Annotated in this window: 10 protein-coding genes; 6 read left to right on the forward strand and 4 right to left on the reverse strand. The window is 31.6% G+C overall.

From position 1 onward, the window contains the following. Nucleotides 1–3 precede the first annotated feature (3 nt). From GKC53_01440 to GKC53_01455, 4 genes are read right to left on the reverse strand one after another with little or no spacing between them, the layout of a single operon-like run. Nucleotides 4–774: a cytidine deaminase gene (locus GKC53_01440; GenBank protein ID QRN40825.1), complete on the reverse strand. Its 771-nt coding sequence runs from the start codon at nucleotides 772–774 to the stop codon at nucleotides 4–6. Nucleotides 775–819: 45 nt separating this feature from the next. Further along, nucleotides 820–2,301 carry a PDZ domain-containing protein gene (locus GKC53_01445; GenBank protein QRN40826.1) on the reverse strand — a complete coding sequence of 494 codons (1,482 nt, stop codon included), beginning with the start codon at nucleotides 2,299–2,301 and terminating at the stop codon, nucleotides 820–822. A gap of 29 nt (nucleotides 2,302–2,330) precedes the next feature. Continuing rightward, the gene (locus GKC53_01450; GenBank protein ID QRN40827.1) at nucleotides 2,331–3,596 is read right to left on the reverse strand and encodes a peptidoglycan DD-metalloendopeptidase family protein; all 1,266 of its coding nucleotides are present in this window, start codon (nucleotides 3,594–3,596) and stop codon (nucleotides 2,331–2,333) included. A 12-nt stretch (nucleotides 3,597–3,608) separates the two neighbouring features. After that, nucleotides 3,609–5,147 (reverse strand): 2,3-bisphosphoglycerate-independent phosphoglycerate mutase, encoded by a 1,539-nt coding sequence (locus GKC53_01455; protein ID QRN41811.1) that lies wholly within the window; start codon nucleotides 5,145–5,147, stop codon nucleotides 3,609–3,611. Nucleotides 5,148–5,267: 120 nt separating this feature from the next. Here GKC53_01455 and GKC53_01460 point away from each other — a divergent pair, with 120 nt between their 5' ends. The 6 genes from GKC53_01460 to secF all read left to right on the forward strand — a co-directional run bounded on the left by GKC53_01460 (nucleotide 5,268) and on the right by secF (nucleotide 12,234). Next, nucleotides 5,268–5,837 (forward strand): YqgE/AlgH family protein, encoded by a 570-nt coding sequence (locus tag GKC53_01460; protein QRN40828.1) that lies wholly within the window; start codon nucleotides 5,268–5,270, stop codon nucleotides 5,835–5,837. After that, nucleotides 5,830–6,279 carry a Holliday junction resolvase RuvX gene (gene ruvX, locus GKC53_01465; protein ID QRN40829.1) on the forward strand — a complete coding sequence of 150 codons (450 nt, stop codon included), beginning with the start codon at nucleotides 5,830–5,832 and terminating at the stop codon, nucleotides 6,277–6,279. Before GKC53_01460 ends, ruvX begins: the two co-directional genes overlap by 8 nt. A gap of 1,824 nt (nucleotides 6,280–8,103) precedes the next feature. Further along, on the forward strand, nucleotides 8,104–8,268 hold the full coding sequence (locus GKC53_01470) for a hypothetical protein (GenBank protein ID QRN41812.1): 165 nt from the start codon (nucleotides 8,104–8,106) through the stop codon (nucleotides 8,266–8,268). Nucleotides 8,269–9,066: 798 nt separating this feature from the next. Then, nucleotides 9,067–9,393: a preprotein translocase subunit YajC gene (gene yajC / locus GKC53_01475; GenBank protein QRN40830.1), complete on the forward strand. Its 327-nt coding sequence runs from the start codon at nucleotides 9,067–9,069 to the stop codon at nucleotides 9,391–9,393. 35 nt (nucleotides 9,394–9,428) lie between these two features. Then, the gene (gene secD, locus GKC53_01480) at nucleotides 9,429–11,288 is read left to right on the forward strand and encodes a protein translocase subunit SecD (GenBank protein ID QRN40831.1); all 1,860 of its coding nucleotides are present in this window, start codon (nucleotides 9,429–9,431) and stop codon (nucleotides 11,286–11,288) included. A gap of 10 nt (nucleotides 11,289–11,298) precedes the next feature. Further along, nucleotides 11,299–12,234: a protein translocase subunit SecF gene (gene secF / locus GKC53_01485; protein ID QRN40832.1), complete on the forward strand. Its 936-nt coding sequence runs from the start codon at nucleotides 11,299–11,301 to the stop codon at nucleotides 12,232–12,234. The last annotated feature ends 20 nt before the right edge of the window (nucleotides 12,235–12,254 follow it).

A 12,254-nucleotide genomic window follows, 5' to 3' on the forward strand; every position in this document is an offset into this window, starting at 1 on the left:
TCACTATAATAATATACCTTGATGTTCATATTTTGATTTTTTCTTTCTTTTTGTTTCAAAAAAATCAGTAAGTAAACGCTTACACTCTGACGCCAATACGCCACCTTTAAAAGCACAATGATGATTCATATAGCGATAATGTGCAGGGTTGAAGCTCTCTACCATACCAGTTTTAGCCTCTTTTGCCCCATAAATGACTCTAGAGATTCTAGACTGAATAATAGCACCGGTACACATCATACAAGGTTCCAAGGTAACATATAAATCACAATTATCTAACCGATAATTGTTTAACTCTTCACTTGCTGCCTTAATAGCAAGTAGTTCTGCATGATTGATAATATTACGTCCCTTGAAAGATTGATTGTAACCTACACCAATTACTCTGCCTTTTAAAACCACAACAGCACCTACAGGAACTTCATCATCCCAAAAGGCTTTTTGAGCTTGTAAAACAGCCAATTGCATATATCTATTCATTTCCTCTTGACACGGAAATTCTTTTACAATGGGGAACTTCTTGAGTTCTTGTAGAATCTCGGTTTTTAGCTGTTTTGAAATATTCCAGTAAGGAATATTGTGTTCAATCCCATATAGTTTCCACAAAATAGATTGAGTTAATCCCAGATGCACAGATTTTATTTTTAAAAATACTGACAAACTACCCTCTTTGATTAAGTCTTCTTTAGACTCAATCCCCAATTGCTTTAACTCTCCCAACACCCTGTATGGTAACCCATAGGATTCTAATCCATCACTCATTAAAAAACTCATAAAAAAAAAGGCAGATCTCTCTGCCTTTTTTATACCACATTTTAGTTAATCCTTTTTATCTTTTTTTTCTTCTTGAACAATCTTTCTTTCATTAATCTTATATCTACCCAAAGCTTTTTTCCATTCAGCAGTATTCTTAGTTATCTCTATTGACTTTTTCAATTGAATATCTTGTTTAGGATCTGGCATATAATTATAGGATGATTCTTTCAATATTTTCTCTTTAATTTTTAAAGTTTTTTCTTCCTTAGCTTTCTTATCTAATTTTTCATTTTCTAGTGGCTTAGATAACGATCCTTTGACCTCTTCTCCCTTAGGGTTAGATAAATGGTTGTTAAAGTCCACCTCCCTAAATCCAAAAAAATCATCATCCTCTGTTTTCACGATAATGTCGGGAACAATACCTCTAGCTTGTATCGATCTATCCTTAGGCGTGTAATACAATGCTACGGTCAATTTAATCCCATCATTATTACCCAAAGGAATAATAGTCTGTACAGAACCCTTACCAAAGCTACGCGTCCCTACAACCACTGCCCTTTGGTAATCCTGCAACGCCCCCGTTACAATTTCTGAGGCAGAAGCAGATCCACCATTAACCAAAAGGGTAATAGGAAGCTTTTTGATTTCTGCAGGTAAATTGGCTAAAGGATCCTTAAACATCGATCCATCCATTGGGTTCCTATAATCATTCTTATTTGCTCTTAATACAGTCTGCTTTATATTATCTCTTCCCTTGGTACTGACAACTACTGAATTTTCTGGTATGAAAACTGCTGTCAAGCCAACCGCTGAATTCAGCAATCCTCCTCCATTATTTCTTAAATCGAATACTAGCCCATCCAATGGCTTTCCATTCTCTCTAGTGAGTGCATTAATATGTTCCACAAAATCTTCTAAAGTCTGTTCTTTAAAACTATTCACCCTTATATAACCAATACCCGGTTCGACTAATTGACTTTTTACTGTCTTGATATTGATAGTATCTCTTTTCAATTTAAGATCAAAAGGTTTCAACTCATCTTTTCTAACAATCGTCAATGTCACGTAAGTTCCTGGCTTTCCCCTCATTTTTTTGGAAGCTTCCATAGTTGACATACCCTTAGTAGAAACACTATCAATCTTGATAATATAATCATTTGGCTTAAGCCCAGCTCTAAAAGCTGGCGTATCCTCAATTGGTGTTACAATTTTGATAAAACTTTCGTCTTTCACAATTTCTATACCCAGACCACCAAACTTACCAGTCGTCTGTTCCATCAATCCGTTGAAGTCTTCCTGATTAAGATATTCAGAATGTGGATCCAGACCTGACACCATCCCCTTCATTGCATTTTCAATTAATCGAGCATCTTCAGTATTTTCATAATAATTAGCTTTTATTTGGCCATATACCTCAGCAAAAGTTTTAATTTCTTTTACGGGTAATAAATCATTAACTGAACTAGGGGTCGCATAAGTTTGTAAACTTAATGTTAACCCCACACCGATAATAGAGCCAATTGCATAAATTGATGTTTTCTTCATAATTAACTATAACCTATAAGTAAGTAAATTTATTTAAACCAAGATTTAGGATTAATTGGTCTAGAGTTTTCTCTTAGTTCGAAATACAAACCAGTTTCTCCATTATACTGAACTCCTGTTTCTCCTATAATGGTGTTAGCCTTTACCCTCTCACCATCACTAGAGACATTGATACGAGATAAACCTGTGTAAATAGTCACATAGACATTATCATGCATAATTACTACAGTACTCCCATAACCTGGTATCACCCCTCTGTACACAACGATGCCATCTCCCACACTAAAAACCGGTAGATTTTGAGGAGATCTTATAACAAATCCTTTCACAATACCAAAATCATCTCGCTTTTGACCATAAGATTGAGAAATAATCCCCTCTCTTACAGGCAAACGCAACAAACCTTTATAGCGAGAAAAATTGGAATTAACTAAAGATTCTGAACTATCTATAATACTAGCATGCTTAGATTCTGTTAAATGTAAATCTTCTTGGGTCAGATTACCTAACACCTGCTTATCTTTTTTAGAAGAGTGAATATTATTTAATGTATTATTCTTGCGCTTCGATTGATAAACTAACTGTCGTTGTTTCTGCTGTTTAGCTAAATCTCGAATCAAATGATTAAGCCTATTTTCACTTTGTTGTAATGTTTTAATTTCTCTTTTATCTTGATCAATAGCAATTTCAATGGAGTTCTTAAGTTTAATCTGTTTGTTTCTTTGAATTTCAACTTGCTTGGCCATTTTTCTATTGTGTTGAGCTAACTGTTTTAATTTATTTGATTTTTCCTGTAATGAATTCTCTAAAATATACAGTTCTTGTTGTTCTGATTTTAAACTTGAAAAAGATTTCCTCTGTGTATTCTGGATATATTTAAGATATTCAAGATTTCTAGTTTTATCATTAAGATTACCATTTTGCATGATGATAACCAAAGCATTCGGGTATTGATGTTTATATTGATAATTTAATAAATCTGCAACTTGCTTTTTGATTTTTTCAATTTGCTCTGTCTTAATTTTAATCTTTTTTTCTAAGATATTAATTTCTTTTTGATTCTTTTGAATTTCCAAATTCGTTTTTTGAATTTTTATTCTATAACTAGATAGCTCTGAGTCAATCAAAGCCAGTTGTCTTTCTATTTTATTTTTTTTGCTTTCTTTATTTTCTAGGGATATTTCAGCCTCCTTTAATTTTTTTTGAACTAAATCCAAATTCTGTGTAGGTTTATTCCCCATCACTGGCATTAAAAATACAAAGCTGCTTAAAAATATCAATAGTTTTTTTACCATAGGAATCCAATATCACTGTGTAAATTCAATCAAATTTTCACCAGTCATTTCAGTGGGTTTTTCTAATCCAAGCATAGCCAATAAAGTTGGTGCTATATCTTTCAAAGCTCCTCCAAACTTGACTGTTGCCTTTTCTCCTATATATAAGAATGGGACAGGATTAGTCGTATGTTGTGTATGAGGCTGATTATTTCTCTCGTCATACATTTTTTCACAATTGCCATGATCAGCTGTAATTAATATCTCTCCGCCCTTCCTCAGTACTGATGCAACAATACGTCCAATACAATCATCTAGTGTTTCTATGGCCCTAATTGAAGCAGATAGATTACCTGTATGACCTACCATATCGCCATTAGCAAAATTACAAATAATTAACTCAAATTCTTCATTATTGACTACATCAATAATTTTATCCGTTACTTCACAAGCACTCATTTCTGGTTTTAAATCATAGGTTTTTACCTTAGGAGAAGGGATTAATATTCTCTCCTCTTTTGGATAAGGTTGCTCTCTTCCTCCACTAAAAAAATAGGTAACATGCGGATATTTTTCAGTTTCTGCAATCCTTAATTGACGCAGCCCTTTTTTTGACACATATTCACCCAAACTATTTTTTAAACTCTGAGGAGGAAACATGACAGGGCAATCGAACATCGCACCATATTTAGTCATACTAGCAACATAACCTAACTTAGGCATTTTTAGTCTAACAAATTCATCAAAATCTTGTTCGATTAATGCCCTTAATAATTCTCTGACTCTATCCGCTCTAAAATTTAAAAATAAAACTGCATCATCGTTATTAAGAGAAGCATCAGAATGAATTAATGTAGGCATTACAAATTCATCATTTTCCCCCCTTTCATAAGCTTTTTCTAAAGCAGAAATACTATCTGAACTATTTTCTGTATTGAGCCCCACTAAAGCATTGTATGCTTTTTCAACTCTATCCCATCTATTATCTCTATCCATAGCATAAAAACGACCAGCAATACTTCCTATCCTTACTTGTGGGTGATCCTGTATATATTTTTCTAGTCTTTTTAAATATGGTTTTGCACTCCGAGGCGGGGTATCTCTACCATCCAAAAAAGGATGTACAGCAACCTTTTCTAAACCATTTTCTACCAAAATATCTAAAATAGAAAAGAAATGTTCAATATGACTATGGACTCCTCCATCTGAAAATAATCCTATCAGATGTACTGTTCTATTTTTCTTAGATATTAATTCTTTCATAACAGGTACATATGCCAGTGTACCTTCTTTGATACTATCGTTAATCCGAGTGATATCTTGATCAATTACTCTACCTGCACCGATGTTTAGGTGTCCCACCTCTGAGTTACCAAACTGACCTTCAGGTAAACCAACCATTTTTTCTGAAGCATCTATGGTACCATAGGCATAATTTTCAACTAAATTATCCCAATGAGGTGTCTTTGCATTAAACATAGCATTATCCTTTGTCTTAAGGCCATGTCCAACACCATCCAAAATCAGCAATACAACTGGCTTTTTTCTTAGATGCAAAATATCTTGTGTCATATCTATTTTTAAATAGTATTGAATTGAAATAGCCATTATAATATGATTAACTTGATAATCCAATAATTAAGACTCCACAATAATCGTATTAGTAATCAAATACTGAAAGAGGTATATTAAATGGGTGAAAATAAAATTACTTATTCTTTAAGTGATCATTTCTTAATTGCAACACCACAAATCACTGACCCTTATTTTTCACATAGTGTCGTATATATTTTTGAACATAATCAAAATGGTGCAATGGGGGTCATTATCAATAAGCCTTCTCCACTAAAAATGGAACATTTATTTAAAGCAATTGAAAAAGAAACACCTAAACAATTTGAGGAGTCTTGGTTACTATTGGGAGGCCCTGTACAAATTGATAGAGGGTTTTTAATTCATACACCAGTTGGTAATTGGCAAAGTAGTCTACTAATTAATGACAACATAGCCGTCACCACATCAAAGGATATTATAGAAAGCCTATTTGATGAACAATCGATGATGAAATCATTGGCTACAATAGGTTATTCCGCATGGACTGAGGGACAATTGGAATCTGAAATGAATGAAAATGCTTGGATAGCTATTCCTGCCAATCAAACTATCATGTTTGATTTACCCTACCATCAACGTTATGAAGCTGCATTGGGCTCTCTTGGAATTAAAGCTTATGATATTATGGCAGGCGTAGGTCATGCTTAGGCCAGTACAGGGAAAAGGCACTATCATTGCTATTGACTATGGTTTAAAAAGAGTTGGTTTAGCTTGTGGCGATTTGTCCGTACGAATTGCTCACCCCCTTACAACTATTACTGAAAATAATAAAAATAAAAAAATTAAAATAATTAAGGATCTCATGCCCAAGTGGCAACCTATTTTATGGGTTGTCGGTATTCCTTTTCATGTAGATGGCAGTCATAATGATTTGACCAAACCGTGTCTTAATTTCGCCAAATTGTTAAATCAAAAAACACAATTACCAGTACATCTAGTTGATGAACGTTATAGCTCTTGCTTGGCACATGAATTATTAAATGATAATTTAGTTTTTGGACTTAAAAAAAAACATATTCTAGACCAAATAGCAGCTCAAGAAATTTTAAGCTCTTTTTTCAATGAAGGCTCATATCAATGTATCAATTAGTAAAAAAACTGCGTCAAGATGATTAATATAAATCTTAAGTCACAAAAATATTTTATCACAGCATAACAAGTTAATACTCCCATTCCAGTTTAATGGCATAAAACATAACAGAATTAACCAAATCCTTTAAAGTAATCCCGGGTTGTAGCGTTCCAATGAATCTGACCAATGCAGGTATTCAAACGTTGGTATTAAACTATTTATCAATTAATTCAAATAACATTGAGTTAGCAGACATATTCTCATCCGCAGCCCCCCTTTTTTTTTAATCGTTTGTGTATTTTTTATCTGTGTATAATGACAATTATGATATTTCTGTATCCATATTTTGTTGGTTTCTCAATGATTTCAATAAATATAAGTTAAGAATTCTCTGTTTTATTTCCTTATTAATTTTTTGCCAAATACTAGTCTTTTTTCCATTTCTTTTTAGGTTAAGCCTAATGTTATTGATTTTGTATATATCTGAAAATCATTTATTTCATATTTCAATATGTTGATTTTTTAGGTTTGTAACACTTTAATTAATTTCCTTTCCAACTAGTCTTAATTTTAATCCTATTCATTAAAAATGCTCTGAACTTTTTATTTTGGCTATTTTCCAATAAATTACTAAAATGATTCTTTCTCACCATACTTCCTACCATTTCCAAAATCTATGCTATTGACGTCCTCTCCGCCCCAAAGGGTAGGGATTCCTACAGTGTCTAGCAGTGGTGCTAATTCACTTCGGTAGGTTCCTATTTCTGATAACCTTATTACGGAGATTTCACCCTTAACAACAGAAAGGGATTATCCTTTTTAAAAAAATGTGCATAAATTATGAGTTAAATTTATAAACATGTAGTTAACAGGAAAAATTAGATATTATGTTTTTTAAACATTAAATCTTTAGTTTCTTTCCAAAATGATATTTATTTTAACAATGGTGGTCTTAGTTACCACCATTCTTTTTATATTTTTCTTCTAATTGACGAATACCCATTTATTATCCAATGGATATGATGATGTAAATATTGAGGATCTATTCTTGCTACTTTGTCCATACATACACCCTCGTACAACCATTCTGGTAACAAAACTTCTATTTCCTAGCTTTTAATAGAAAAATATTCTATTAATGACCCCCTCATTGTTGCTTAATTTATTTAATTGGATAGAAAAGATAAGAAAATCCATTAATATATCCAAATAAATTAATTTTTCCGTCCTACAATAAAACATTTCTGTATAACTTAGAAACATTTCATTTTCTAAATTATTGTTAACATATTCTTTATATTTATTTTTCATGGTCTTATTAGAGAAAATAATTGATTTTTAAATTTTTTATTAATTTTTTTGATACTAACAGTTTTCATATTAATTCCTTAAAAAATTATTAAATCATTTTATTTAATATATAAAAAAGTCAAAATTTTTTTTTAAACATAGAAAAATATATGTTATTTAAGATGAAAATATTATATAACTTTAGATAAAAAGATAAATTATTATTATTAATATAATCAAATAGTTATAAATATAGAAATAAATAAATCATAAAAAACCAAGACCAAACCTAAAACCAAATAATGGCGAAGCCATTATTTCACATATAATGTATTACATATATCAGGCACATAAATAATAAAATTAAGGGTAGATCTAGTATAGGAAAAAATTTAATTTAAATTCACAAAATACCAATACAAATAACCTTGTCATTTTTTTTAGAATTTTGGGGGCTTTTTTATCTTTTTTTGTTTTTCCAAATTTTGTTAATGCTTCTGATGATTCTATTAATATTCTTACCGAAAAAAAACGTCTAGCTTGTGAGGCTATATTATATTATGTTTAAATTCCGTTGGCCAAGTAATACCAGAATGTATACCAAGCTTAGTTGCTTTTTATTCTATAAATAGGTTTAGACTTTGTTCTACTATTGCTCATAGAATTAAATTTTTAAAATGTATCCTAAAGTTGATGAATCTACTATTGAAAATTTAAGACAAAGGAAAGTTTTAGAACGGGAAAGAAAACGCACAATCAGAGAAAACGGGAATTATTCAGTTATTTTGGATAATAACGGGGAGGTTATTTATAAAAGAAAAATGTTTCGATGAAAAAAGTATGTTTTTTATAATATTTTTTCAGTTTTTTTCTTTTAGTAAAAGTATTGATCTTATCATTGAGGAAAACAGTAAAAGATATTATTAGGTATCAGCAGCAAGCAGTAACAAATCTCATTTGATTAATTGCAGTGTATCATCTATACGATCGTAGCGTAATTGAATATGTTCCAATATAAGACTTACCTATCTCATTTAACACAGTTTAGAGTGACTAACTCCTACCAGTTTTTTCTTTCCTTTACTCATTATTCTTTTTCTAAAATCTAAAGTAAAATCTAATCCCCATATATACTTGAATCTAAAAAATCTGATAAATTAATGATGCATTTGTTAGTTCGGTAGGGTGATCTATATTAAGGTACTATAAAAATTATGTTGAAAAACAAGGAAGAGTTGAACATAATAAGTAGAAAAAATAGGAAGTCAAAAACGAAACTTGGCTCTTTCTTGGCTAACACTTAGAGTAAAGAAAACGCAACGTCAATTTATTGGAAAAGATTTCTAGTGCAGTAACAATCTTTCCTACTTAAAAATATATTAAACAAATATATATGTTATAAAAGTAAGTCATATATATTGGAATTCATTTAGTTACAAGGATAAAATATTTGGCAATTTTCTAGAAAACACTTACAATGCTAGCTTAAATATTTTTTACATTGAGGAAATTAGCATGTTTGATATTGCATTTGCAGCTGAGCCAGCTGCTACTTCTAGTTTGTTGTCTGGTACTTTCTTAATCATTTCAATCTTTTTCTTATTTTGGTTTTTAATCATTAGGCCACAATCAAAAAAAATAAAGGAACATCAAAACCTTATAAACTCACTACAACGTGGAGACAAAGTGTTAACTCACTCTGGTATCATAGGAAAAATTACCAAAATCGGAGAAACTACTTTTACAATTGAGAGTGCCAATAATGTGGAATTACTAATCGACAAAAATTATATTACTAGAAAATATGAGCCAGTAACTACTCAAAGTAAATCCTCCAAATAAATGTTAATACCTTAATACTTTTGAGATATAAAATTATGAATCGTTACCCTCTTTGGAAATATATCTTAATTTTAGTTATTTTGGCTATTAGTACACTTTATGCCTTACCCAATATATTTCCTGAAACAGCAGCCGTACAAATTTCAGCCATCAAACAACCGGCAAAAGTCAATCAAGTGTTACAAGATAAAATTCTTAATGAACTGAAGAAAACTAATATAGAAACAAGTGGTTTTTTTATCCAAGATGATAGCCTAAAAATTTCTTTTAAAGATCAAGAAACTCAAACAAAAGCCAGAGCCATTATTGAGGATATTTTAGGTAATAACTATGTTGTAGCACTTAATTTTATTCCTAGTATACCTAATTGGATGGCTCAAATAGGCGCTAAACCTATGTACTTAGGATTAGATCTAAGAGGTGGAATTCATTTTTTGATGCAAGTAGATATGGAATCAGCCTATAAAAAGAAGTTAGATTCCTACTCAACTGACATTAGAAGAATTTTACAAAATAATAAACTTAGAAATGGTGGTGTCAAAATTAATGGCAACACTATGAATATTACTTTTCAGGATCAAGATAAACTTACACAGGCTATTAATTTGATCAAAAAAAATATTCCCACTCTGACCAATATTATTTCAAACAGTGAAAGTAATTCTGTCATTATCAAAGTAGATCAAAAAGATTTATTGGAGATACAAACCAGTGTTATTCAGCAAAATATAAGTACTTTAAATAACCGAGTAAATGCATTAGGCGTTGCTGAGCCAATTATTCAACAATCAGGTCAAGATAGAATAATGCTTCAATTACCAGGTATTCAGGATACAGCCCAGGCAAAAAACATTATCGGTCGCACTGCAACTCTTGAAATGCGAATGGTTGCTGATGACAAATTACAACAACAAGCTATTAACGGAAATATTCCTATTGGCTACGAACTAATTGATTACCAACCTCAATCCAATGGCATTACTTATCCTTTATTGGTAAGTAAACAGATAGAATTAACTGGTGACAATATCAATAGTGCTATACCAGGTACTACGAGAATGGGACAAGCATCTGTTAACTTAAAATTAGATTCTAAGGGTTCTAGTATTTTTTATGATTTAACCAAAAATAATCGTAATAAAAGAATTGCAATGGTCTTAACAGAACAAGACAGTAAAGAAGTTGTTACCGCTCCTGTTGTCAATGAACCTATTCCTGCAGGCAATGTAGAAATATCAGGTAACATGAATTCTAAAGAAGCTTCTAATATCGCTTTATTGCTTCAATCCGGTTCTCTTGCAGCACCAATGAAAATCATTGAAGAAAGAAGTATTGGCCCCTCTGCCGGTCAAGAAAATATTGACAAAGGTTTTCACTCTGTTTTATGGGGATTTCTGGTTATTATCATTTTTATGATTTTTTATTACCGTATATTTGGTATCTTTTCTGCTCTTTGTTTAGTCACCAATTTGATCATGCTTATTGCTATTCTTTCGATCATTCAGGCTACTTTGACACTTCCGGGTATTGCAGCAATAGCTTTAACACTAGGAATGGCAATTGATGCCAACGTACTAATTAATGAACGTATTCGGGAAGAATTGCGTATGGGAGATTCTCCTCAAACTGCCATATCAAAAGGTTATGATTTTGCTTGGGGAACTATCTTAGATTCTAATATTACTTCCTTAATTGCTGGTTTAGCATTATTGATCTTTAGTGGTGCGGGACCAGTTAAAGGGTTTGCTGTTGTACATTGTATTGGTATATTAACGTCCATGTTTAGTTCAGTGGTTGTATCTAGAGCTTTAGCCAATTTGTGGTATGGCAGAAATAAAAACTTAACGCATATCTCGATTGGTACAATTTATAAATCAAATGGTGAAAAAGTATAAGAGGAAAAAAATGGAATTATTTAGATTTAATAAAGAGATCCCTTTTATGAGTTATGGGAAAACTACTACAGTTATCTCCTTACTCATCTTCTTATTTTCTATTTTTTGTCTAACCTACTACAAACTTAATTTATCGGTTGAGTTTACAGGTGGTACGCTGATGGAAGTCGAATTTTCTAAACCGGCTAAACTTAATCAAATTCGAGCAAAAATTGATGAACTAGGCTTAACTTCATCTCAGGTTCAATCAGCTGGTTCTTCAAAGAATGTGCTTATTAAAATACAAAATGAAAACAACATAAAACCAGATACATTATCTAATCAAGTTCATGAAAAGCTATTACAACTCGATCCTGGTACACTTATCAAACAAACAGAATTTATAGGCCCTCAAATTGGGAAAGAACTAGTAACTAACGGTATTTTGGCATTAGTAATGGTTTCAATTGGCATTATTACCTACTTAGCCATTAGATTTGAATGGCGTTTTGCTTTAGCTGCATTAATTGCCAATGCCCATGATGTGGTTGTTATTTTAGGTTGTTTTGCATTTTTCCAATGGGAATTCTCACTCACTGTCTTGGCCGGCGTGTTGGCTGTGCTGGGATATTCTGTTAACGAGGCTGTAGTAATCTTTGATCGTATTCGTGAGAGTTTCAGAAACCCCCAAATGAGAGATAAAACAGTACCTGAAGTAATTAATAATGCTATTACTTCTACTATGAGTCGTACCATTATTACTCATGGGTCAACAGAAGTTATGGTACTTTCTATGTTTTTCTTTGGTGGTGACATTTTACATGGTTTCTCCATTGCCTTAACCATTGGTATCTTATTTGGAATTTACTCTTCAATCTTTGTAGGTAGTCCTCTATTACTAATCTTTGGATTAACAAGAGAAACATTGGCTAAAAAGAATATTAAAAAGGAAGAAGCAGTCGTGTAAGCATAAGCTTACTCACTTTA

The sequence above is a fragment of the Neisseriaceae bacterium genome, from assembly GCA_016864895.1.
Classification (GTDB): Bacteria; Pseudomonadota; Gammaproteobacteria; order Burkholderiales; family Neisseriaceae; genus QFNR01.

Coding starts and splice junctions, on each gene's coding strand:
- GKC53_01440 (QRN40825.1), bottom strand. CDS start 774: ATGAGTTTTTTAATGAGTGATGGATTAGAATCCTATGGGTTACCATAC.
- GKC53_01445 (QRN40826.1), bottom strand. CDS start 2,301: ATGAAGAAAACATCAATTTATGCAATTGGCTCTATTATCGGTGTGGGG.
- GKC53_01450 (QRN40827.1), bottom strand. CDS start 3,596: ATGGTAAAAAAACTATTGATATTTTTAAGCAGCTTTGTATTTTTAATG.
- GKC53_01455 (QRN41811.1), bottom strand. CDS start 5,147: ATGACACAAGATATTTTGCATCTAAGAAAAAAGCCAGTTGTATTGCTG.
- GKC53_01460 (QRN40828.1), top strand. CDS start 5,268: ATGGGTGAAAATAAAATTACTTATTCTTTAAGTGATCATTTCTTAATT.
- ruvX (QRN40829.1), top strand. CDS start 5,830: ATGCTTAGGCCAGTACAGGGAAAAGGCACTATCATTGCTATTGACTAT.
- yajC (QRN40830.1), top strand. CDS start 9,067: ATGTTTGATATTGCATTTGCAGCTGAGCCAGCTGCTACTTCTAGTTTG.
- secD (QRN40831.1), top strand. CDS start 9,429: ATGAATCGTTACCCTCTTTGGAAATATATCTTAATTTTAGTTATTTTG.
- secF (QRN40832.1), top strand. CDS start 11,299: ATGGAATTATTTAGATTTAATAAAGAGATCCCTTTTATGAGTTATGGG.